The sequence below is a fragment of the Kosakonia sp. R1.Fl genome, from assembly GCF_023516815.1.
Lineage (GTDB): Bacteria > Pseudomonadota > Gammaproteobacteria > Enterobacterales > Enterobacteriaceae > Kosakonia.
The window spans coordinates 350063-372036 of sequence record NZ_JAMGSQ010000001.1 but is presented as its reverse complement, the minus strand read 5'-3'; the positions used below and the strand labels follow the sequence as shown (position 1 = coordinate 372036).

The window sequence follows — 21974 nt, the reverse complement described above, 5'->3', positions numbered from 1 at the left end:
TCGCGTGAAAGCTCAGATACAACTTCGCCGCCGTGAGGTGGATGACGCAGCAGAACTGGCCGCAGACTTGCCGCCGCTGCTGCGTCGCTTATACGCCAGCCGCGGTGTGCGCACGGCCAGTGAACTGGAACGCAGTGTTAAAGGCATGCTGCCGTGGCAACAACTTACCGGTATCGATGATGCAGTGACGCAGCTTTATAACGCCTTGCGTGAAGGGCTGCGCATTATTGTGGTAGGCGATTTCGATGCGGATGGCGCAACCAGCACCGCCCTTAGCGTGCTGGCATTGCGTGCGCTCGGTTGCGAAAACGTCAGTTACCTGGTGCCGAACCGTTTTGACGACGGCTATGGGCTTAGCCCGGAAGTGGTTGATCAAGCGCATGCGCGCGGTGCGCAGCTTATTCTGACGGTGGATAACGGTATCTCCTCACATGCCGGCGTGGCGCGGGCGCATGAACTCGGCATTCCGGTGGTAGTGACCGATCACCACCTGCCGGGTGACACGCTGCCAGATGCCGAAGCGATTGTTAACCCGAATCTGCGCGACTGTGATTTTCCGTCGAAGTCGCTGGCTGGGGTTGGCGTCGCGTTCTATCTGATGCTGGCTTTGCGTGCCTTTTTGCGTGACAACGGCTGGTTTGAGGCACGCGGCCTGGCGATGCCAAATCTGGCGGAGCTGCTCGATTTGGTGGCGCTGGGAACGGTGGCGGACGTGGTGCCGCTGGATGCCAATAACCGCATTCTGACCTGGCAAGGGCTGAGTCGTATTCGCGCCGGACGCTGCCGTCCGGGTATTAAGGCGCTGCTGGAAATTGCCAACCGCGACCCGCAAAAGCTGGCGGCAAGCGATCTCGGTTTTGCGCTCGGGCCGCGCCTTAACGCGGCGGGCAGGCTGGATGATATGTCGGTAGGGGTTGCGCTGTTACTGTGCGATAACCTTGGCGAAGCGCGCCAGTTAGCCAGCGATCTTGACGCGTTGAACCAGACGCGCAAAGAGATTGAGCAGGGGATGCAGGCAGAAGCGCTGACGCTGTGCGAGCAGCTTGAACGCAGCGGTGAAACGTTGCCCGGCGGCTTAGCGATGTACCATCCCGAGTGGCATCAGGGAGTGGTCGGCATTCTCGCTTCGCGCATTAAAGAGCGCTTTCACCGCCCGGTGATCGCCTTTGCGCCAGCCGGAGACGGGGTGCTGAAAGGCTCGGGGCGTTCGATTCAGGGGCTGCATATGCGTGATGCGCTGGAGCGTCTGGATATGCTGTTTCCTGGCATGATGCTCAAATTCGGCGGTCACGCAATGGCGGCCGGTTTGACGCTGGAAGAACACCGTTTTGAAGAGTTCCGCCAGCGCTTTGGCGAGCTGGTGACTGAATGGCTGGATCCGGCGTTATTACAAGGTGAGATTGTCTCTGACGGCCCGCTGTCGGCGCAGGAGATGACGCTGGAAGTCGCGGAGATGCTGCGGGAAGCTGGCCCCTGGGGGCAAATGTTCCCGGAACCGCTGTTTGACGGTGAGTTTCGCCTCCTGCAGCAGCGGTTGGTGGGTGAGCGTCATCTCAAGGTGATGCTGGAGCCGGTTGGTGGCGGTCCGCTGCTTGATGGTATCGCTTTTAACGTCGATACCTCCTGCTGGCCGGACAACGGTGTGCGACAGGTAAATATTGCTTATAAACTGGATGTGAACGAGTTTCGCGGCAATCGTAGCGTACAGCTGATCATCGAGAATCTCTGGCCACTTTAGCGCCAGTATTCGCTATAAAACAGGGCGGGAATCCGGTAAACTTCCGCCCTTATCACCGCATTTTGACTAGTCCATTAAAAGAAATCAGACCATGTTTGAAATTAACCCGGTAAAAAATCGTATTCAGGACCTCACGGAGCGCTCCGACGTTCTTAGGGGGTATCTTTGACTATGACGCCAAGAAAGAGCGTCTGGAAGAAGTAAACGCCGAGCTGGAACAGCCGGACGTGTGGAACGAACCTGAGCGCGCACAGGCGCTGGGCAAAGAGCGTTCCTCACTCGAAGCTATCGTTGATACGCTGGATCAAATGCGTCAGGGGCTGGAAGATGTCAGCGGCCTGCTGGATCTGGCGGTTGAAGCCGAAGACGAAGAAACTTTTAACGAAGCGGTCGCCGAACTGGATGTGCTGGAAGAGAAACTGGCGCAACTGGAGTTCCGCCGCATGTTCTCTGGCGAGTACGACAGCGCCGACTGCTACCTGGATATTCAGGCCGGTTCCGGCGGCACCGAAGCGCAGGACTGGGCGAGCATGTTAATGCGCATGTACCTGCGCTGGGCGGAAGCGCGCGGCTTTAAAACCGAGATTATTGAAGAGTCCGAAGGTGAAGTTGCGGGCATCAAGTCCGTCACCATTAAAATCATCGGTGATTACGCCTACGGCTGGTTGCGTACCGAAACCGGCGTTCATCGCCTGGTGCGTAAGAGCCCGTTCGATTCCGGCGGACGTCGCCACACCTCGTTTAGCTCCGCGTTTGTCTACCCGGAAGTGGATGACGATATTGATATCGAAATCAACCCGGCGGACCTGCGCATTGACGTGTATCGCGCATCCGGCGCGGGCGGTCAGCACGTAAACCGTACGGAATCCGCGGTGCGTATTACCCACATTCCAACCGGGCTGGTCACGCAGTGCCAGAACGACCGCTCCCAGCATAAGAACAAAGACCAGGCCATGAAGCAGATGAAGGCGAAGCTTTATGAACTGGAAATGCAGAAGAAAAATGCTGAGAAACAGGCGATGGAAGACACCAAGTCGGACATCGGTTGGGGCAGCCAGATCCGCTCTTATGTCCTGGATGATTCCCGCATTAAAGATCTGCGCACCGGGGTTGAAACCCGCAACACGCAGGCGGTGCTGGACGGCAGCCTGGATCAATTTATCGAAGCAAGTTTGAAAGCAGGGTTATGAGGAACCAACATGTCTGAACAACAAGCACAAGGCGCTGACGCGGCAGTCGATCTTAATAATGAACTGAAAACTCGCCGCGAGAAGCTGGCGCAACTGCGTGAGCAGGGCGTGGCGTTCCCGAACGATTTCCGTCGCGATCAGACCTCTGACAAGCTGCATGCGGAATTCGATGCCAAAGAGAACGAAGAGCTGGAAGCGCTGGGCATTGAAGTCGCCGTTGCGGGCCGTATGATGACCCGCCGCATCATGGGTAAAGCCTCTTTCGTAACCTTGCAGGACATGGGGGGCCGCATTCAGCTGTATGTCTCTCGTGACGATCTGGCGGAAGGCGTCTACAACGAGCAGTTCAAAAAATGGGATCTCGGCGATATCCTCGGCGCACGCGGCAAGCTGTTCAAGACCAAGACCGGTGAACTCTCTATCCATTGCACCGAGCTGCGCCTGCTGACTAAAGCGCTGCGTCCGCTGCCGGACAAATTCCACGGTTTGCAGGATCAGGAAGCGCGCTATCGTCAGCGTTACCTGGATCTCATCTCGAATGATGAATCCCGCAACACTTTCAAAGTTCGCTCGCAGATCCTGGCCGGTATCCGCCAGTTCATGGTAGGCCGCGACTTTATGGAAGTGGAAACGCCGATGATGCAGGTGATCCCGGGCGGTGCGTCTGCGCGTCCGTTTGTCACCCACCATAACGCGCTGGATCTCGACATGTACCTGCGTATCGCGCCGGAACTGTACCTTAAACGTCTGGTGGTTGGCGGTTTCGAGCGCGTGTTCGAAATCAACCGTAACTTCCGTAACGAAGGTATCTCCGTTCGCCATAACCCTGAGTTCACCATGATGGAACTCTATATGGCGTACGCGGATTATAAAGATCTGATCGAGCTGACCGAATCTCTGTTCCGTACGCTTGCGCAGAACATCCTCGGCAAAACCGAAGTGCCGTACGGCGACGAAGTGTTTGATTTCGGCAAGCCGTTCGAAAAACTGACCATGCGCGAAGCGATCAAGAAATACCGTCCTGAAACCAACATGGCGGATCTGGATAATTTCGACAGCGCGAAAGCAATTGCTGACAGCATCGGTATCAAGGTTGAGAAGAGCTGGGGCCTGGGCCGTATCGTCACGGAGATCTTCGAAGAAGTGGCCGAAGCGCACTTGATCCAGCCGACCTTCATTACCGAATATCCGGCGGAAGTTTCGCCGCTGGCGCGTCGTAACGATCAGAACCCGGAAATCACCGACCGCTTTGAGTTCTTCATTGGCGGACGTGAAATCGGTAACGGCTTTAGCGAGCTGAACGACGCGGAAGATCAGGCGCAGCGCTTCCAGGATCAGGTCGATGCGAAAGCAGCGGGCGACGACGAAGCAATGTTCTTCGACGAAGACTACGTGACCGCGCTGGAACACGGCTTACCGCCGACTGCCGGTCTGGGTATCGGTATCGACCGTATGGTGATGCTGTTCACCAACAGCCATACCATTCGCGATGTGATCCTGTTCCCGGCGATGCGTCCGGTGAAATAATCGCTCAGCGATAAAAAAAAGCCCCGGCGTTTGTCGCGTCGGGGCTTTTTTATTGTGCTAATTCTGCGGCAAATTGTCTTAACTGCTTTTCCGCGCTTGTGGCTTCCGCCGCCATCCACGGGCTGAAAGCCCAGGGCGCAGCATTGAGCGCACGTAGCAATGCATCCAGTTCAACCCACTGATATTCCATTACTTCATCACTGTTTATTTTAAGCGGCGATACGATCTCTGCGGCAAAGACCGGGCAGATCTCATTTTCGACAATGCCTGAAGGATCGGTTTCCCGGTAGCGAAAACCCGGTGCGATAGTGGTGATAGCGGCGATTTCGGCTCCCACTTCGTAGCGGCAGCGGCGGACAATCGCCTGCTCAATGGTTTCACCCATTTGTGGATGGCCGCAAACGGAGTTGGTCCAGACGCCGGGCCAGGCTTTTTTACTCATGGCGCGACGGGTAACCAGACATTCGCCTGTCGGGCGAAAAAGCCAGGAGGAGAAAGCCAGATGCAGCGGTGTATGCGATGTGTGCGCGGCATATTTCTCCTTTGTGCCGAGTACCTCTCCCTGGTCGTTAACTAAAATAACGTGCTCTTGTATAACCATAACGACTCCCGAACATAACAACGCCGGGTGGCGCTATGCCTGACTTACCGGGAGAACGCGATCTCACGGACCTGCCAGGCACAGCGCCACCGGGCAAACGCTAGTATATCCGAGGCTCAGGCAAAAAGAGTGGCCCAGAGAGCGGAAAAGGGCATCACCAGCACCAGACCGGGAAGCATGTTCGCCACCGGAAAGGGCTTGATATTACAAATTCGCAGCCCGGTCGCCACCATGATTAAACCACCCGCGCAGGAGAAGTCGCCCATCATATCCGGGGTGATCATATGCAGGATAAAGACCGCGAGCGTAGCCAGCGCCACCTGGACGATGATCAGCGGAATACCGATAGTCATCACCGAGAAGCCGAGCATGGTGGCAAAAATCGCCGCCGTGAACAGATCCAGCACCGTCTTGATATACAAAATCGAGGGATCGCCGGTCATGCCTTCATGCATCGCACCGAAAATCCCCGTGCCGCTGGCGCAAAACAGCACCAGAATGGCGACGAACTTCTCGGTGAATTCATCATGGGTAAGACCCTGAACCGGCGGGAAAATACGGTTGATTAAACCACGCGTGGTGCCGGCCGCTTTGCCGATCTGTTTTTCGAGGAAAAACGCTTCGCCGATCACCGCGCCGATCACCATCGCCAGCACCACGGCGGGCATAAATTTCACTTTAATAACGAGATTGATACCCAGACCAACAGAGCACAAACCAAATGTCAGCGGCAGCGCCACTTTCACGCGTTCGGGAATGCGCGTACCAACCAGTGAACCGAGCAGACCACCAACAATGACGGCGGCGCCGTTCACATAAGGACCGATTAACATAATGTTTCCTGCATGTTACGCGTGCTGAGCGAGGTTTCCCTCGCCCCAGCGCGGGAGATTTTTCACATCAATACCAAACAGATCCAGCGCACGGCTGACGCTGTGGGTAATGATCTCATCAGTGGATTGCGGGCGCTGGTAGAGCGCCGGGACCGGCGGGAAAATAATCCCACCCATTTCCGTCACTGCCTGCATATTGCGAATATGTCCGAGATTAAGCGGCGTTTCGCGCGCCAGCAGCACCAGACGGCGGCGCTCTTTTAGCACCACGTCGGCGGCGCGGGTTAGCAGGTTATCCGTCAGGCAGTTGGCAATAGATCCCAGCGTTCGCATGGAGCAGGGCGCAACCAGCATGCCCATGGTTTTATACGATCCGCTGGAAATGGCAGCCCCAAGATTGCCGACAGGATGCACCACATCCGCAAGCGCCATCACCTCATCTAGCTGATAATCCGTCTCCAGCGCACAGGTTTTTTCCGCCCCTTTCGAGACAACCAAATGGACTTCCAGCGGCTGCCCGCGCAAAAGCTCAAGTGCTTTCACGCCATACTGAAAACCGGAAGCGCCGCTGATGCCAACAATGATGCGTTGCAATGTGGTCACACCGGCCCCCTTATTCGAAATCTGGCAGGAAGCGTTTCACATCCACCGCTTTGAATTTCGAGCGTTCAAAGTGGCTTTTCAGATGGAACGGCACCGTACAGTCAAAAATGGTTTTGCAGGACATGCCCTGCTGCAAAATGCTCGGGCTGTATTCCGGCACCTGCGATGGATCGAGCGGGTGACAACGTACGCCGGGAATGGTGACGGTATCGACATCTCCCTGATAACGGGTTTGCATCGCCCACAGCACATCGTCGCTGTCGAAAATGTCGACATCTTCATCAACCAGAATCACATGTTTCAGTTCCGGGAACGCGGAGAATGCAAGCAGCGCGGCCTGGCGTTGACGGCCTTCATCCGCAGGCGAGAATTTTTTGAATTGCATCACTGCCAGCAGCTTGCCGCCGCCCGCTGAGTGCGCGAAGACGTTAAGCAGTTTACCCGGCATGGCGCGCCCCACCATATCAAGGATGCTGGCTTCGGTTGGAATACCTGCCATGTTAACGTGTTCTTCACCCGGGCCAACTGTGGTGCGCCAGATCGGGTTATAGCGATGGGTCACCGCTTTTACCTTGATAACCGGCAGGGCTTCTTTGGCTTCGCCGGTGTAGCCCGGAAACTCAGGCATCGCTTTGCCGGTATCGGTGTTCTGATCTTCACGCAGACGCACATGCGGCAGCAGTTCGCCTTCAATAACGATTTCCGCATGGGCAATGGCGCGTTCGTTGATGGTTTTACACTGCACCATTTCCACAGCGTGCCCGCGTAGCGCACCGGCAACGCTCAGTTCGTCATAACCCAGCGGTGTGGTCGGGCTCAAAACAGGCGGCAATTTCAATTGCCGGATCGACACCGATACTGATGGAGATCGGCAGCGGTTTCCCTGCGGCTTCCGCTTTCATGCGAAATGCGTCGATATGGCGACCCGGCGTTAGCCACATCGACAGTTCATCGCGGCTCTGCACGCACAGGCGGTGAATGGTGATATCGGATTCACGCGTTTCTGGATCAGAGGCGTAACACAGACCCATGGTGATGTAGGGACCAGCATCTTCTTCGGTGTTTGTTGGCGCAGGTAGCAATTTGCGTAGGTCGAAATTCGCATCACTTGCCAGATGCACCACTTCCTGGCACACCGCGTGGTCTTGGGTCAGCACTGGCGGAATCGGGTTTTGTACCGAATCTTTCAGCAGGTGGCCAAGTTTTTCCGGCGCGCAGTTGAGGAAGTGGCTGACGCGTTTGCGGGAACCGTTGAGGCCAATCGCGACGCTGATATCCTGAAAACCTTTTACCTTGTTGAACACCATCACCGGGCCGTTTTTCCGCGTCGGGCGCTGGCAGGTTCCGCCTGCGCCAACATAACGATAAACCCCGGAGAGCTCCGCGTGTGGATCCACTTCGGTGTCGGTTTCCACATATTCGCCGGGCAATGTTTTGAGTAATTCAAGAGCAGAACGTAAATCGCAAACGCCGCTGGCATTATTATTTTTGCTATTTGACATGGTCTTTTCCATTTTTAGATGGGAATTTACTGACTGCCGTTACCTTATTTTTCCTGTGGTGATTAAACAAATACCGTTTTCCTGAGGCAGACCAGATCAAAAAAGTACTCTTTATAAGAATGTTAAATTCAGGTTGATAAATGACATAAAACGGCGTGCTTTTCCTTTTTTACGCCAGGTGTGATACTGAGCGCTCAGGTATAGCGGAGAAAAGCGGTATGGATTTGAAAAGATTGCGTTATTTTTGCCGTGTGGTAGAGCAGGGCTCCGTAAGCCAGGCGGCGAAAGTGCTGAATATGGCGCAGCCGCCGCTCAGTAAACGGATCCAGGAACTGGAGGAAGAGTTACAGGTTTCCTTATTTTTGCGGCAGGGAAATCGAATAGAACCCACCGAAGCCGGTTATTTTCTTTATCGTAAAGCCTGTGAAATATTACGTCAGGTTGAAGATACGGCACGGGAAACTGTAGCAATTGCCAATAAAGAAAAATTCCAGCTAAGACTCGGCTTAACCCATCTTTTTCAATGCTATTTTAAACCGTTATTACTGGAGCTTTATAAGCGCCACCCCGACGCTGAAATTAATATATCCGTTACTGATTCCAGCCATTTAGAAACCATGCTCAATGAAGGCACGATCGATCTGGCGATGATCCAGCGGCCTTATCGCAGCGAAGGCTTCGATTATGTCTCTTTTGATCCGGTGCGGCTGGTGGCGGTGATCAGTAAGCAGTGCCTGGCGCAAGCTCCTGTGAGTCCGTTTGATTACCAGGCGCTGGCGGCGTTCCCGCTGGTGCTGCTGCACCGGGCAAAAGACGCCGGTACTTACGAGATGCTGATCGATCTGTTTCGTAAAGCGGGTGGTAACCCGAAGGTGATTATGCATATTACCCAGCCGGGAGTGATCCTGGAGTGGCTGGAGTCTGGTCTCGCCGCGGCAACGCTGCTGCCCTCATCGGAAGTCGACGCCCGTAAACTCAGCCATTGCCATGTGGTGGATGTGTTTCCCTCACCGCAGGTATTTTACCCGGCGCTGGTAAAGATGCCCTCCACTCCTTATTTGCCGGAGATAATGGAAATTATCGCGCAGGGTTACCCGATTCCGCGCAAGTCAGTTTGAAGGGTTTAGCAACCGGCGAGTGGCTGGTATGATATGTCGCCATTTATTCTATTCGAGGATCTGTTTTGCGCGCAGGATGCCTGACGAAAAGCCCGTTTCGTATTGTCATTTGCCTGGCAATCAGTTTGCTGCTGGCGAGCTGCGCCGGAAGTAACTCTACTTATTCCGGCTCCGTTTATACGGTGAAGCGGGGCGATACCCTGTACCGCATATCCCGTATTACCGGCACCAGCGTAAAAGATCTGGCCAGCATGAACGGTATTTCACCGCCGTATACCATTGAAGTGGGGCAGCGATTGAAAGTGAATGGCGCGTCGAAAACCACCTCATCCTCGACAAAATCCGGTACTAAGACTGCGAAAGTGGTGCCTTCCTCGCAGGTTCCGCTCTCGTCGTGGCCACCAGTGGGGCAACGCTGCTGGCGCTGGCCGACAACCGGAAAAGTCATCATGACCTATTCCACCTCTGATGGCGGGAACAAAGGCATTGATATCGCTGGTACACGCGGTCAACCGGTTTATGCCTCCGGCGCCGGGAAGGTGGTCTATGTCGGCAATCAACTGCGCGGCTACGGTAACCTGATCATGATTAAGCACAGCGAAGAGTACATTACCGCTTACGCGCACAACGATACGCTGCTGGTCAATAACGGGCAGAGTGTGAAAGCGGGTCAGAAGATCGCCACCATGGGCAGCAGTGACGCGGATTCCGTGCGTTTGCACTTCCAGCTGCGCTATAAGGCGACGGCTATCGATCCGCTACGTTATTTACCGCCTCAGGGTAGCCCGCCGAAATGCTGATGAGTAAAGCTAACAGGCGGTTGCCCGGCCTGTTAGCTTGTGTATTGGTGTGGAATTAATTGTTTTGCGTATCCTGGCCGCCGAAGATATTTGCGCGGCTGGTTGAGGATTTACCGTTGCTGTAGTCCGTATCCTGGCCGTCGAAAATGTTGGCCCGGCTGCTCGAATGGGTACCGTCGCTGTAATCGGTATCCTGGCCACCAAAGATATTGGCTCTGCTGCTGGATGATTTACCGTCATTGGACGTCGTATCTTGCCCACCAAAAATATTGGCTCGGCTGGTTGTCGTTCTTCCGTCGCTGTAGTTAGTATCCTGCCCGCCGAAAATATTGGCCCGGCTGCTGGATGTTGTGCCATCGTCATAGCGGCAATCCTGTCCACCAAAAATGTTGGATTGGCAACTATCCGCCAGTGCAGTATTCAACGAACCCGTCAAAATAATAAATCCTAAAACCAACGGCTTAGCGTTCATAGCAATTCTCTGAAATGAGTGGGAACAACGGGAGCTATGCTATGCCTGAAAGCGTAACGCGGGAGGTGATGTTGTCCTAATTTTCGCAACAAAATGATGGCGCTAGACCAGAGAAGATTAATTGCTTAAAACTCCAGCGGTTACCCGCAAACTCGCCTTGCTCTCACGCGCTAAGAGGTTATAATGCCTGTCGCATCTCAATGCGGGCGTAGTTCAATGGTAGAACGAGAGCTTCCCAAGCTCTATACGAGGGTTCGATTCCCTTCGCCCGCTCCAGAATTCTCTCCCCTTTCTTATAAAACACCGCCAAAAGTTGGTTTGCATGTGTTTAGCTATCAACATTACCGGGCACAAGTTGTTTTTGAACGTTCTAACATTGAATAACGAACCACCCACTGGCATTCGGCTTGTATGGTTTAAATTCAGGAAGAAAAGGAAAGGCTGGATCTCTTCCAGCCTTTGGCGGTCATCTTACTTTCTTGAAAATGAGCAAGATCAGAGGCACACAAATAGCGAAACCCACAATAGACGCTAACGCCGAATCACCATGATTTTGCGATAGCTCCATAACAAACCAGGTCAACTGAGAGGGGGTAAAATCCCACCCCTGGCTTAATGTTTCTGAAAAGTTCACTGCAAATACAAGATCGAAGTAAAGCACGATAACGTAATACGCAGCGCAGATGAGCGCGATACTCGCCCACCTGATCCAGTACTTCTTATTCATTATCGTACCGTTTTAAAGATAATTAAGATCAGCGGGACACAGATCGCAAAGCCAAAGAAGGCGACACTAAAAACGCCATCAGTGGCTTGCATGAGCGAGTCTATTGATGCTTTGTATTCTTTTAATGGGATTGGGCCAGAAAAACGCATACTTTCACTCTCACTGAATGCACTATAAGCGAATGTTGATGCTATCAATGTAATAAAGTAGCAAAGTGATACTATGCTAATTCCACCCCATCGGAGGATGGTTTTAACTCTATTCGTCATTGTCATAAGATCCCCTTAATACACCGCCTACAGTACCGCCTGAATAGGGAGATAATGAATCTCCTGTGGCTGCACCTTCTGCTAAAACATGCTCGACTACGCCGCCGGGAGTTTCCTGTTATGGTTGCAAATGACCCGAATTTGGATACTGTTCTTTGAACACAACCGTCATCTCAGCAACAAGCATTGGGCTCACTTTCTTGAAGATGAGCCGGATCAGAGGCACACAGATAGCGAAACCCACAATAGAAGCTAATGCCGAATCATCATGATTTTGCGATAGCTCCATAACAAAACAAGTCAACTGAGAGGGAGTAAAATCCCACCCCTGGCTTAATGTTTCAGAAAAGTTCACTGCAAATACAAGATCGAAGTAAAGCACGATAACGTAATACGCAGTGCAGATGAGCGCGATACTCGCCCACCTGATCCAGTACTTCTTATTCATTATCGTACCTTTTTAAAGATAATTAAGATCAGCGGGACACAGATCGCAAAGCCAAAGAAAGCGACATTAAAAACGCCGTTTGTAGCTTGCATAAGTGAATCAACCGCTTGGTAATACTCTTTTAATGGAACAGGGTTTGAAACAATAGTTTGATTTTCAGAGAAAATAGCGAATGCTTGAAAGGCCACAAACAGCGCGAAGAAATAGCTTAAGGTGACAAAACAAATTCCTCCCCATCGGAGGATAGTTTTGGTTCTACTCGTCAACGTCATAAGATCCCCCTAATACACCGCCAAAAGTACCGCTGGAATACTGCGATAATGAATCGCCAGTAGCGGCGACTCCCGCTGCAATGTGCCGAATTTTGCTCTTTGGCGACTCTTGGTAGCGCGGTAAATTGTCCTTATTGGGATACACTTTTTTAAACTCGTCCGTCATTTCAACAACTGTCATTGATGAGAAATCAGAACTTTTTGTCTCGAGATAACGCTGCAATGAGAGAGGAATAGTGAAATCTTCTTCTAACTCGATAGGAATCTGCGTCGTGGTGGATGTGTAGCTGTGTTCGAATACCGTCGATCCAGCAAACTTGATCCCCTCCACAGAGTGAGTGGTACAGTTATTCCCCGTTACGTCGTATTCATCGATAGTGTGGCCTCTTCGCTTGGTTGTTTCTTTCATCTCTGATGTTTGAATCGCTGGTTCACCCTTGTTCCAAAGATATTCAAAAAATTGCCTCGTTTTCGTCGGGTCAGCGTCACCTATACGGAATGCTCTTGCGCCCATCCGATACAGTTCGACTCTGTAATAAACCCTTGCATCTTCACCTTGCAGAAAGTCTAAAATCCCATCGCCAGTTAGATTCCCTGGGCCTGTCCTGCCGTAGCGACCATAGGTGTAGAGATAAAGCGAATTATTCTGATGTACGGATACGAAAGCGTGTCCTGCGTCGGTAGTTTCAGTCCAGATATAAACGCCGTTCAATAGCGGGTTATCTTCTGGCTTACAGATGTCAGCAAAGTTATTTTTCTTCTTCACTGTCTGCGCATGTTGTTCAGGCTCTGCAATTTTTGCAGGTTGAGGCGGAGGAGTGGCTGCAACTAACGGGGCAGCAACAGGAGTGGTTTTAGCTGATTTTGTGTCTTCAAGCCGGTAAGAAGCATATGGAAATGATGAAATAAATTTTGCTCTACAGGGACATGTGCTTCGGCTATGCAACGTTCCTGCTGTTGCAACGCCATGAATCCAGTAATGGGGTATACCACCCGCGATGTGGTAGATCTTTCCATCCTTACCACACGATACAGAATCACCATTTCTCGCAGTCGCAATCCCTCCAAGGCTATGATGCGGAGAGCCTGAAAGAATACGACCGCCGCATGTTGTCTTATCGCCAATACGAAGCAAATAACCCTTTGGCATAGAATCATCCTTAATAAAATTTATTTACAGGAATACTTACGAAAGCATTTCGATTTACCTGTTATTTTCATCCTGACCATTCAGATAACCACTAATTGTGCCGCCCTAATAGCCAGCTGAAGGATATAAACTAGCGACGTATTTCGTCAGTTATTGTTCATTATATTTCCCTCCTTTGCGTTTGGTTTGTTCACTCTCCTGTCGGTGGATTATTCTACAAACACGTATTCTGATTTTTATAGAGAATATGCTTACGTTAAATTCTGATTTTTAAATATCATCAGAATAGATATTTCAATTGTTGCGTTAGGTTCTCTGTTAGACCACAAACGCCGGTCATCACGTTTTTACGCGTAAAGTTTTATTCGCTGCTGCCGTTAATATAAACAATGGACTTCAGGAGTATTGCGCATGCTTCGCCCCACTTTTACTGGCTCTCTCGATCTTTACGCGTCCTCTTCGGCCAAAGGAGGGACGACTCGTACTCAGGAGACCACCCGCACCAATGAAACCATCAACGCCACGCCTGCCAGCATCGTGACGCTCAGCCCACAGGCGAAAGAGTATTACGAAAATTTGCAGGAAAACCTCAATACGCTTAATCGTTTTACGCAGGAAAATGCGCAGAACAGTAAAGCGAATGCGCGCGCCAAACTTGAGGCATTGAAACGGGAAATCGCACGCCTGAAAGCGTTGGCCATGTTGTTTGGCGGCTCCGGGGGCTACATTATGAAACAGCTCAAACAGCTATCATCTCAGCTTGGACAACTCGCTTCGCAACTTGGGCAAAGTGATAACACCGGTGCAGGAACCAGTGCCGATGCTAACGCTGCTGGCGCAGTCCAGGTTTCCTCCGGGGAAAGCGATGAGCCTGCCGTCAAAGCGCAGGCTGCTTCTGACGCTGACGTCAACGACGAAGAAAATCCGACCGAAAAAGAGAAAACAGAAGAGGTCGCGGGCGTACAATCTACTATCGATAACGTTATCAATACGCTACAAAACGCCAGCCAGCGGCAGGAAGATGCGCGTTCCCTGAAAGAAGCGCTCCGGGAACTAAAATCGCTGCTGTCGCTGATTAAAAGCAAAATGCGGGAAGAGGGGAAAGCGTCTGACAATGAGCGCAACGATATTGCCTCTGTTGAGCAGAATCTTAACGACAGTGGAAATGTCATTTCGCAGATGGAGCTAACCCCAGGAATTTAAGCGCGCGGAACCATGTCGTGAAATGCTGAATGTAGTGCGCGCTTATGCAACTATAGATATTTACTTTTGTCGTGTAACTTTCTGTTTTTCATTTATAAAGAATGTATTATGCGACACTATAAAACAGTGACTCCTGTTTTCTTTGATAAGTTTAAATGCGTTGGCCCGGATTGTTTAATTTCCTGCTGCCATAGCTGGAAAGTATCTATCGATAAAAAAACGCACCAAAGCTATTTATCCTCATCTAACCCTATTATTGCGACTATCGCGAAAGAAAATCTAATTCCGGTGCATAACGGAAAACATGAATACTCGGTCATTAAATTGAATGAAGATAATCAGTGCCCGTTTATTGATGAAAATCGGCTTTGCATGGTTCATCGTGATTTAGGCGAAAAAGCGTTATCTCACACCTGTTCATCCTACCCGCGCGGCGTACGGAAATATGCCGATGAAATGCGTCTCTGCATGACCTTCTCCTGCCCGGAAGTGGTACGCCAGGTGCTTTTCGACCCGCAAAGCATGCTGCTGCAAGAGAAAACAGCACTGATTGTTCGATCAAAAGTGAAGCTACAGGAACAGCGAAAACCACGTGACCAGGTGAGCCAACTGGTCCATCTTTTCGCCTGGAATTTGGCTCAGGCGCAGAGCAACAATATCGAAGAGAATTTGATGGCGCTGGCGCAATTTATTCTCTATCTGCAAATGCTCAACTTTGATCTGCAGAATAATCTGGCTGAAGTGGAAAACTTTTATGCAGGGCTGATCGATGAACTACAGAACGGTCGAACGCTGCTTCGTGCGCAAAACAGCGCTCGCTCCGTCACTATGAAAATAAACGCGTTAGTTGTGATGGGTACGCATGTGGCGACATTTTCGTCGCGCGATCCGCTGATTTCGCAAGGGCACCTGCAAATTGCAGACTACCTGGCCATTACACCACAGATGGGAACCGCAGAGCTGAGTGAGAAATTTACTGCTCTTGAGCAGCAGTGGGAACAGCTGTGCAAGAATTCCTGCCTGGGCGAACCGCATGTATTGAGAAATTACTTGTTGTACAAGCTCTATGAAAGTGATTTTCCCGGCACGAATACGGCGACAATCTTGCGCCAGTTTTATCGCATTGTTATGGATTATTTTTATCTCAAAACGTTCCTCAGCGTACAGTCGCTGCATGTTGAGGTAGACCAGCCGCTGGTGATGAAAACGATCGCCACATTTTCTGAAAAAACCATGCATAACAGCACTATCAACAAACGCATGGATGCCGCGATCGATACGATCAACGGTGGCGACGATCTCTCCTGCCTGTTGCTGATCGGCTAACAACGCTAAGTCCCACAAAGACAAAACCGTTGGCAACGGGGAAGGTTTGCTGCTACGTTGCCAACATGACTGTTAAATATTCATCCCATTTATCTATTGCGAGCATTATTCGCACCGTCAATCGACCGGTGGGATAACGTTCGTCCATTTTCCCGCCAGCACGGCGGGGCCTTGCTGGCAGCAACCTGCGAGGTCATTTTATGAATGTTTGCTCCACTTCTCCTGCCACACTCCATCTTCTGTGCGGCAAAATCGCATCGGGTAAATCGACGCTTGCCAGCGAGCTGGCAAAAACGCCATGCACGGTGGTGCTGAGCGAAGATAGCTGGCTGTCGCTGTTGTTTAAGGACGCGATGACCACCGTTGAGGACTATGTTTTCTACTCCGCTAAATTAAAATCCGCCATCAAGCCGCACGCCATCGCGCTGCTGCGTGCAGGTGTCAATGTGGTTCTCGATTTTCCCGCCAACACGCTGGCCAGCCGCCAGTGGATGATGTCTATCGTTAAGGAGTCCGGCGCGCCGCATTTGTTGCACTACTTGTCGGTTGACGATGAGATTTGCAAAGCGCGCTTACGTCAGCGAAATGCCGCAGGCGACCATGATTTTGCCGCCACCGACGAGCAGTTTGCGCTTATTACCCGTTACTTTGTCGAACCGACTGAACAAGAAGGGTTTCATATCGTTCGTTATTGATAAAACGCCGGAGGGTGCGTAAAAGTAGAGCGGCTATGCTTACTTTTCCAACACCAAAAAGAACAGAGGCAATGTCATGGATAAGGAACTGCTGGACGCGGGTTACCGCGTCTATACGGGTGAAAAGATTGATGTTTATTTCAATACGGCGATCTGTCAGCATGCGGGAAACTGCGTGCGCGGCAGCGCGAAGCTTTTTAACCTGAAACGCAAACCGTGGATCATTCCCGACGAAGTGGATGTCGCAACGGTGGTGAAAGTCATTGATACCTGCCCGAGCGGTGCGCTGAAGTACCGCCACAACTAAGTGAGAAAACCATGGAAATTCTGGAAGGCCACAACAAGTTTTATGTGAATGACGCCCAGGGAACGCAGGTTGCCGAAATCGTCTTCGTTCCCACCGGGGATCATTTAAGCATTATTGAACATACCGATGTCGACCCGAGCCTTAAAGGGCAAGGCGTAGGTAAGCAACTGGTCGCCCGGGTGGTGGAAAAAATGCGTGCGGAAAACCGTAAAATAATCCCGCTGTGTCCCTTTGCCAAACACGAATTTGATAATACACGCGAATATGACGATATCCGTGCGTAAATAAAAATACCGGCGCTGCCGGTATTTTTTAATAATTTTATAAATTATTAACGGGCAATCCAGTAAATAGCTTTTGGTTTTTTTGCTTTATTAATTCACAATTTCAGAGTTTATCCATTTTTAGCAAAATGCTTGTTTCTTTATTGGTGAAGGGGTACGTGTTTCATTGCTAATAACCATGAATAACCCATTGTGCGCTGGCTGCGTTTATCGTCGCAGTATGCGTTTTTCCTTGTAATTTATTTATGGTAGAACCAGGCTAAAATTTACTTGATGAATCAAGGATGTAGTGTGTCTGTAAAAAAGGAAAATTAAAATATACTGTTATATTTTCCTGTTCGATTGTTTTTGCTTGTTTGTTATTTATTTCGGGCGACCCATTGTTTGCGCTGAACAATAGTAAAGAGAGCGTGGCTGGCTTCGCGCTGAGGTTTTATCAATATGATTCGCTTGCTCAGACGAGCGCGCGTTTGCGGCTTGATGGCCTGACGCCGGAAGCTAAAAATGCGGCGCTGGTCGAGCAGTTGGCGGAGATCGCGAAAAGCATGGATCAGTACGCGCAGCAACTGGCCGATGTTGTGTCGTTCTTCACGCTTGATGAGCGTCAGTTCACTGACTATGCAAGGGTTTCTGCAAACCTGTATTAATTTACCCATCCGCTCCCTGCGCAGCGAAAGTCTCAGGGAGCGAAGCGCAGGCAACATTCAGGCTTCGCCAAATCGTTTATCCAACGGAAAGACAATGGCCTGTGGCGCGTTATCCGAACATTTTATCCACGCGCAGTCGTCCGATGGCTGCTCTGCCAGAACGACGCCTTGTTCACGTAAAAAAGCAACGAACTCGCTGAATTCATGCTTATAAATCGCTCTGGGTTGCCAGAACGTTTGCAGGTTATCGGAAAAGATCGGTTGCAGCGTCAGCGTTGGCTGCTTGCCGCCTAATTGCAGGCTTGCCACCAGGCTATAAGGCGGCACATTACGCGTCTGGTATTCGCCGTTACTGTTAAAAACCGCATTTCCCAGGCTGTAAATTACCCAGCTTTCGCCAACGCGTTCCATATCGCCAGACATATGCGCACCTGCGCCGATAATCAGATCGGCACCAGCACGGATCAACCGTTCGGCTAACTGGCGTTGTTGGGCAACTGTCCATTGATAATCCAGCCCCCAGTGCGCCAGCACGATAAGTGTGGCAGGGTCTTCGTGCGCTTTTTCACGGCGCAATTGCTCGATAAGTCCACCGCTTATACACGCTACCCCGGCGCGACGCGGCTGGGCGTAATAGGCGCAATCTTGCTCCATATAGCGGCGAAACCAGTAGGCGCCATAAAACATAAACCGCTTACCGCCTACCGTCACTAACAGTGGGACCTCTGCTTGTCGCGCATTCATGCCGGCACCGAAGGTGAATATTCCCTGTTGGCGAAATGCCGCCAGCGTTGTGGCAAGCCCGGCTGTCCCGGCATCCAGTGCATGGTTGTTTGCCAGCGTTACGGCATGAATGCCGTGGCGTTTCAGGGCTGCCGTTGTCGCCGCCGGATCGCCCGTCAGGCAAAAGGGTTTACGACCAATAAGATTGATATCTGCGGTTGGCGCCAGCGCCGCTTCCATATTGGCAATCGTCAAATCGCTTCCCGCCAGCATTGGGGCAAGGCGTTGAAAACTATAGTCATAACCGTAACGTTGCAAGGCATCATCAATGCCTTTTCGCTGCCGCCGTGCGGTATACCACTCGCCAAAATAGGTATCGCCCAGCAGGGTCACCGTGGCGCAGGTTTTTGCCAGGTTCACCTGCGGTATTTCAGGCGATGGTTCGTCTGCTATGCCCGTGGCTTTTGCCAGCAATCCATCCAACAGATAATCGAGATGAAAGGCGTCCGTTGCGCCTGCGACACACGCCAGCCAGAGTTGGTTATTGCTGCGTTGCAGCGCAAACCCCCAGCATGGCGCGCCGCCAGCGCTATAACTGTAGCTGGCCCGGCCGTCGGCCTGAATATTGCCGGCTTTACGATAGTGGCGTCCTGCCAGCACCATTTCACTTTCAGCAAACCAGTGCAGCAAATGGGGAAAGCGCTGGTAGAAGTGGTTTAGTAGCGTTGCGATATCGTGCAATGAGGTTTGTTGCTCTTGCCGCATGCGGCCCGACACATTGTTGATATGCGTATGCGTCAGGCCGATTGTCCGGGCATGGTTATTTAAGCGAACCGCATCTGTGCCCAGCAGGTGCGCCAGATTGACGGCGGCGTCTCTGGCATTGTGGATGAGTAACCCCTGTAACAGCGTTTTCACACTGACCTGCTGCCCGCTTTTTAGCCCCAGCGACGCGCCATTTTGCACAATATTTTTAGCCACCTCACTCACCGCCATTGTCCCTTCAGTCCGCAAGGTTTTTTCCTTCAACCGGCTTGCCAGCAGCGTTGCCAGTAATAAATGGCTGAGATTGCGTGGTGCGAACGTGGCCTGTGCGTGGTGAAGCTCTTGCCGCTCACCGGTCGTGAGATTCATGAGCAGTGTGGCAGTTTGATCCGGCTTTAACGCCGGGACGCGGCGCTGAGCGATGATTTTCATCTGCCCGACAATACGGTGAAAATCGGAGTCGCTGACGCTGCCTTTCACCAGCACGATATCGCCCGCTTTCAGGGTGGTCATTACCGCATCTGCCAGGACATCAATCTGCGAAAAATGGCCGCCAACCCGCCCGGCGGGTAACACATCTTTGAGATAGTGCATTTCTTCGCCGTGCAGCCAGACAGTATCAAACCCCGCATCGAGTAGCGGTTTTGCCAGCGCGATGTGACTCTCTTTAGCCAGTTCGCCAAGGGTTGCCAGCCGTCCAAGCACGGCAATGCGGCGCTGACCGGGCGCAAGAGGGTAAAGTGCGGCGACGGCAATGGCATTGCGCATCGAAATCAGTGTCGCGTTGTAGTTATCGTCGATGAGCGTTGCGCTGCCCCCATCGGGCAACGGAAGTTGTGACGTCTGCAATTTGCCGGGTTTATTGCGAAAATCCGCCAGCCGTTGGGCAGCCTGGTGCGTATCAAGACCGAGTAAATCCAGCGTAATCAGTGCCGCCACGGCGTTTCCCGCCATGCCTTTGCCTGGCGTATTGAGCCGGCAGTGAAGGGGCGCGCCGTGCAGCAGAATGCTCAGGCAAGTGTGGTCAGGCGCGGGCTGATAGTCGACAATGCGCACGTCAGCCTGCGGGTGAAAACCGTAGCTCACCACGCGTGCACCGTAACGCAGCGCTTCCTGATACACGAACGCATACTCATCCATATCGCGGTTAATTATCGCGTAGCCGCCCGGCAGAATACCGTCGCACAGCCGTACTTTAAAACGCGCGGTATCACGCGGCGTTTGCACATCGCGTCCGACCTGCGTCATGCCTATTTCAGTGATCACCACGATATGCGGTTTGATGCGTGGCCCCACGCCGCCGGTGCGCATCCAGAGCGCGGAAATCGCCACTTCCAGCGCCACGTAAGCCGGGTCGGTAATGCAGCGGGCAAGGCTGACCAGGGTGCCTGTGCGTGTGTTGTGATTGCCCTGCGTACTCACCGTGGTGCCTTCTGCCGCCAGAAGCATATGCAACAGATCTTTGGTGGAGGATTTCCCCACCGTACCGGTGATGGCGATGATTTTGCCGTTCATCCGGCGGCGGGCTTCATCGGCGAGCAGCGGCAAGACGTTGTAACTGTTTTCCACCACCAGTTGCGGAAAATCAGGCGGCAGATCAGGGAGGTAACGTTGAACAATCGCGCCACAAAAATGGCGGTAGTGTTTCGTTAACACATCATGTGTATCCTGCCAGCCGGCATAAATACCCCGGTTTCCTGAACCCTGGTGCCAGGTCTTTTCATCCATCGCGATAAACAAACACTGCCCATATTCGTTTTGTTTATCATAGAGCGTGAGCGCGATGTTCTCCGCCCGCCAGCCAGGCGACGGGGCGACACGCCATTTGACGCCCAGTAATGCCTCCAGTTCGGCGCTGCGCCAGCCGCGCTGCCGCCTGTTAGTGATTTGCGCATCTGTTGACATAGCGAATACCCGGATTGCCTTGCAGATTGTGATACTCAGGTGGATACGCGGGGGATTCAACCAACATAACGCGATGCCCTTTTTCGCGTAATGCCCGCGCAAATTTCACCTGAAGTTCAAAAGGGGTGTTGCTGTCGAGCAGATTGCCGATCACCACGATCAGACGCTGCGAGTCCGGCATGATGCCATCAAGGTGATACAGCGGATCGTAAGGTGCCGCCAGCCCGGTGACGTCTTTGTTCTCATTGCTTTTTTCGCCACGTGCCTGACGTAACGTCTCTGCGCGGTTAAGCAGATCCCAGGCACCCGAAGTGAGAATGGCGCAGCGAATATCGCGGCGACCGAGCGTGAGCAATGCCGATGCTGCTGTCGCGCCGCCGCTGTGTCCGGTCAGGATAAATTGTTGAATGTGGTAGCGAGCGCGTAGCGAATCCAGCGCGGCATTCAGCGCGTTGAACTCTTCCGGCTGCCGTCGGCGATAGTGATTACCGCTGGAGCCGTAAGTGCCAGGACGGGCGACAATCACCACCGGCAGTTTTGTCTTTAACGCGAGCTTTTGCGCTTGCCTGCGCTGCGCCGTGGCGGTATTGGCAGGAATATTTTGCGGCGCGCGCGTGATAAACGTTTCGCGATCGCCGCTGAACACCACCACTACGATCGGCGCATTTTGCAAAACGCCGGCCGAAAAATAACGCATACACGCGTGGCCGCCAGCGTAATCGACCCACATTTGATCTGTTGTCGGCGGGCAATTTGCCGCCACGGCTTTTTGATTCCACAACAGGGGCGTATCCGCGTGGGCACACAGCACCAGCAGAGAAAAAAAGAGCATACCTGTGCGTAATATCACCGACATTGCCTGCTCCACG

Annotated in this window: 21 protein-coding genes, 1 tRNA gene and 1 pseudogene; 12 read left to right on the top strand and 11 right to left on the bottom strand. The window is 52.2% G+C overall.

What is annotated here, in order from left to right; genetic code table 11:
- Nucleotides 1-4: 4 nt before the first annotated feature.
- From recJ to lysS, 3 genes are all read left to right on the top strand, one after another.
- A complete protein-coding gene (gene recJ / locus M8Q36_RS01735) occupies nucleotides 5-1738 on the top strand; it encodes a single-stranded-DNA-specific exonuclease RecJ (RefSeq protein WP_249879831.1) in 1734 nt (577 codons plus the stop codon).
- A gap of 91 nt (nucleotides 1739-1829) precedes the next feature.
- A protein-coding gene (prfB, locus tag M8Q36_RS01730) for a peptide chain release factor 2 (RefSeq protein WP_096325398.1) occupies nucleotides 1830-2928 on the top strand; the annotation gives its coding sequence in 2 pieces (ribosomal slippage) (nucleotides 1830-1904 and nucleotides 1906-2928; 1098 coding nt in all).
- A 9-nt stretch (nucleotides 2929-2937) separates the two neighbouring features.
- Nucleotides 2938-4455, top strand: coding sequence for a lysine--tRNA ligase (gene lysS, locus M8Q36_RS01725; protein ID WP_097406128.1), 1518 nt, complete (start codon nucleotides 2938-2940; stop codon nucleotides 4453-4455).
- Nucleotides 4456-4504: 49 nt separating this feature from the next.
- Here lysS and idi read toward each other — a convergent pair whose 3' ends face one another.
- The 4 genes and pseudogenes from idi to M8Q36_RS01705 form a co-directional block, all read right to left on the bottom strand.
- Nucleotides 4505-5056 (bottom strand): isopentenyl-diphosphate Delta-isomerase, encoded by a 552-nt coding sequence (gene idi / locus M8Q36_RS01720; protein ID WP_249879830.1) that lies wholly within the window; start codon nucleotides 5054-5056, stop codon nucleotides 4505-4507.
- 116 nt (nucleotides 5057-5172) lie between these two features.
- Nucleotides 5173-5889, bottom strand: a complete 717-nt coding sequence (locus M8Q36_RS01715; RefSeq protein ID WP_020455126.1) for a DUF554 domain-containing protein — start codon at nucleotides 5887-5889, stop codon at nucleotides 5173-5175.
- Nucleotides 5890-5904: 15 nt separating this feature from the next.
- On the bottom strand, nucleotides 5905-6492 hold the full coding sequence (locus M8Q36_RS01710; protein ID WP_349654599.1) for a UbiX family flavin prenyltransferase: 588 nt from the start codon (nucleotides 6490-6492) through the stop codon (nucleotides 5905-5907).
- Between the two features lie 10 nt (nucleotides 6493-6502).
- Nucleotides 6503-7994, bottom strand: a pseudogene (locus tag M8Q36_RS01705) (UbiD family decarboxylase).
- Between the two features lie 218 nt (nucleotides 7995-8212).
- On the opposite strand from M8Q36_RS01705, the gene M8Q36_RS01700 reads away from it, so the two are divergent.
- Both M8Q36_RS01700 and actS read left to right on the top strand, forming a co-directional pair.
- Complete coding sequence (locus M8Q36_RS01700) at nucleotides 8213-9112, top strand: LysR family transcriptional regulator (protein WP_249879829.1); 900 nt, start codon at nucleotides 8213-8215, stop codon at nucleotides 9110-9112.
- A gap of 65 nt (nucleotides 9113-9177) precedes the next feature.
- Complete coding sequence (gene actS / locus M8Q36_RS01695) at nucleotides 9178-9912, top strand: amidase activator ActS (protein ID WP_045512762.1); 735 nt, start codon at nucleotides 9178-9180, stop codon at nucleotides 9910-9912.
- Nucleotides 9913-9967: 55 nt separating this feature from the next.
- Here the strand turns inward: actS and M8Q36_RS01690 are convergent, their stop codons facing one another.
- A complete protein-coding gene (locus M8Q36_RS01690; protein ID WP_249879828.1) occupies nucleotides 9968-10384 on the bottom strand; it encodes a hypothetical protein in 417 nt (138 codons plus the stop codon).
- A gap of 202 nt (nucleotides 10385-10586) precedes the next feature.
- On the opposite strand from M8Q36_RS01690, the gene M8Q36_RS01685 reads away from it, so the two are divergent.
- Nucleotides 10587-10660, top strand: a tRNA-Gly gene (locus M8Q36_RS01685).
- A gap of 190 nt (nucleotides 10661-10850) precedes the next feature.
- Here M8Q36_RS01685 and M8Q36_RS01680 read toward each other — a convergent pair.
- From M8Q36_RS01680 to M8Q36_RS01665, 4 genes are all read right to left on the bottom strand, one after another.
- Nucleotides 10851-11114 carry a hypothetical protein gene (locus tag M8Q36_RS01680; protein ID WP_322555431.1) on the bottom strand — a complete coding sequence of 88 codons (264 nt, stop codon included), beginning with the start codon at nucleotides 11112-11114 and terminating at the stop codon, nucleotides 10851-10853.
- 384 nt (nucleotides 11115-11498) lie between these two features.
- A complete protein-coding gene (locus M8Q36_RS01675) occupies nucleotides 11499-11828 on the bottom strand; it encodes a hypothetical protein (protein ID WP_249879826.1) in 330 nt (109 codons plus the stop codon).
- Nucleotides 11828-12100: a hypothetical protein gene (locus tag M8Q36_RS01670; protein ID WP_249879825.1), complete on the bottom strand. Its 273-nt coding sequence runs from the start codon at nucleotides 12098-12100 to the stop codon at nucleotides 11828-11830. Before M8Q36_RS01670 ends, M8Q36_RS01675 begins: the two co-directional genes overlap by 1 nt.
- A complete protein-coding gene (locus M8Q36_RS01665) occupies nucleotides 12084-13250 on the bottom strand; it encodes a PAAR domain-containing protein (protein ID WP_249879824.1) in 1167 nt (388 codons plus the stop codon). Before M8Q36_RS01665 ends, M8Q36_RS01670 begins: the two co-directional genes overlap by 17 nt.
- A gap of 411 nt (nucleotides 13251-13661) precedes the next feature.
- On the opposite strand from M8Q36_RS01665, the gene M8Q36_RS01660 reads away from it, so the two are divergent.
- From M8Q36_RS01660 to M8Q36_RS01635, 6 genes are all read left to right on the top strand, one after another.
- On the top strand, nucleotides 13662-14453 hold the full coding sequence (locus M8Q36_RS01660) for a hypothetical protein (protein ID WP_249879823.1): 792 nt from the start codon (nucleotides 13662-13664) through the stop codon (nucleotides 14451-14453).
- A gap of 108 nt (nucleotides 14454-14561) precedes the next feature.
- Entirely contained in the window at nucleotides 14562-15779 is a 1218-nt protein-coding gene (gene fliB, locus M8Q36_RS01655; RefSeq protein WP_249879822.1) for a flagellin lysine-N-methylase, read from the top strand.
- A 200-nt stretch (nucleotides 15780-15979) separates the two neighbouring features.
- Nucleotides 15980-16474, top strand: coding sequence for a P-loop nucleotide/nucleoside kinase family protein (locus M8Q36_RS01650; RefSeq protein WP_249879821.1), 495 nt, complete (start codon nucleotides 15980-15982; stop codon nucleotides 16472-16474).
- A 76-nt stretch (nucleotides 16475-16550) separates the two neighbouring features.
- A complete protein-coding gene (gene yjdI, locus M8Q36_RS01645) occupies nucleotides 16551-16781 on the top strand; it encodes a 4Fe-4S mono-cluster protein YjdI (protein WP_249879820.1) in 231 nt (76 codons plus the stop codon).
- A gap of 11 nt (nucleotides 16782-16792) precedes the next feature.
- Nucleotides 16793-17065, top strand: a complete 273-nt coding sequence (locus M8Q36_RS01640; RefSeq protein WP_017457635.1) for a GNAT family N-acetyltransferase — start codon at nucleotides 16793-16795, stop codon at nucleotides 17063-17065.
- Nucleotides 17066-17445: 380 nt separating this feature from the next.
- Nucleotides 17446-17712: a hypothetical protein gene (locus M8Q36_RS01635; protein WP_249879819.1), complete on the top strand. Its 267-nt coding sequence runs from the start codon at nucleotides 17446-17448 to the stop codon at nucleotides 17710-17712.
- A 57-nt stretch (nucleotides 17713-17769) separates the two neighbouring features.
- Here M8Q36_RS01635 and M8Q36_RS01630 read toward each other — a convergent pair whose 3' ends face one another.
- Nucleotides 17770-21105 carry a CapA family protein gene (locus M8Q36_RS01630; RefSeq protein ID WP_249879818.1) on the bottom strand — a complete coding sequence of 1112 codons (3336 nt, stop codon included), beginning with the start codon at nucleotides 21103-21105 and terminating at the stop codon, nucleotides 17770-17772.
- The gene (locus tag M8Q36_RS01625; protein ID WP_249879817.1) at nucleotides 21080-21961 is read right to left on the bottom strand and encodes an alpha/beta hydrolase family protein; all 882 of its coding nucleotides are present in this window, start codon (nucleotides 21959-21961) and stop codon (nucleotides 21080-21082) included. Before M8Q36_RS01625 ends, M8Q36_RS01630 begins: the two co-directional genes overlap by 26 nt.
- Nucleotides 21962-21974 lie beyond the last annotated feature (13 nt).

Excerpts from the sequence above, each read along its gene's own strand:
- M8Q36_RS01675 (WP_249879826.1), bottom strand. The coding sequence starts at position 11,828 with ATGAATAAGAAGTACTGGATCAGGTGGGCGAGTATCGCGCTCATCTGC.
- M8Q36_RS01640 (WP_017457635.1), top strand. The coding sequence starts at position 16,793 with ATGGAAATTCTGGAAGGCCACAACAAGTTTTATGTGAATGACGCCCAG.
- lysS (WP_097406128.1), top strand. The coding sequence starts at position 2,938 with ATGTCTGAACAACAAGCACAAGGCGCTGACGCGGCAGTCGATCTTAAT.
- M8Q36_RS01665 (WP_249879824.1), bottom strand. The coding sequence starts at position 13,250 with ATGCCAAAGGGTTATTTGCTTCGTATTGGCGATAAGACAACATGCGGC.
- M8Q36_RS01700 (WP_249879829.1), top strand. The coding sequence starts at position 8,213 with ATGGATTTGAAAAGATTGCGTTATTTTTGCCGTGTGGTAGAGCAGGGC.
- yjdI (WP_249879820.1), top strand. The coding sequence starts at position 16,551 with ATGGATAAGGAACTGCTGGACGCGGGTTACCGCGTCTATACGGGTGAA.
- M8Q36_RS01715 (WP_020455126.1), bottom strand. The coding sequence starts at position 5,889 with ATGTTAATCGGTCCTTATGTGAACGGCGCCGCCGTCATTGTTGGTGGT.
- M8Q36_RS01690 (WP_249879828.1), bottom strand. The coding sequence starts at position 10,384 with ATGAACGCTAAGCCGTTGGTTTTAGGATTTATTATTTTGACGGGTTCG.
- M8Q36_RS01650 (WP_249879821.1), top strand. The coding sequence starts at position 15,980 with ATGAATGTTTGCTCCACTTCTCCTGCCACACTCCATCTTCTGTGCGGC.
- M8Q36_RS01660 (WP_249879823.1), top strand. The coding sequence starts at position 13,662 with ATGCTTCGCCCCACTTTTACTGGCTCTCTCGATCTTTACGCGTCCTCT.
- M8Q36_RS01670 (WP_249879825.1), bottom strand. The coding sequence starts at position 12,100 with ATGACGTTGACGAGTAGAACCAAAACTATCCTCCGATGGGGAGGAATT.
- M8Q36_RS01630 (WP_249879818.1), bottom strand. The coding sequence starts at position 21,105 with ATGTCAACAGATGCGCAAATCACTAACAGGCGGCAGCGCGGCTGGCGC.
- M8Q36_RS01625 (WP_249879817.1), bottom strand. The coding sequence starts at position 21,961 with ATGTCGGTGATATTACGCACAGGTATGCTCTTTTTTTCTCTGCTGGTG.
- fliB (WP_249879822.1), top strand. The coding sequence starts at position 14,562 with ATGCGACACTATAAAACAGTGACTCCTGTTTTCTTTGATAAGTTTAAA.
- idi (WP_249879830.1), bottom strand. The coding sequence starts at position 5,056 with ATGGTTATACAAGAGCACGTTATTTTAGTTAACGACCAGGGAGAGGTA.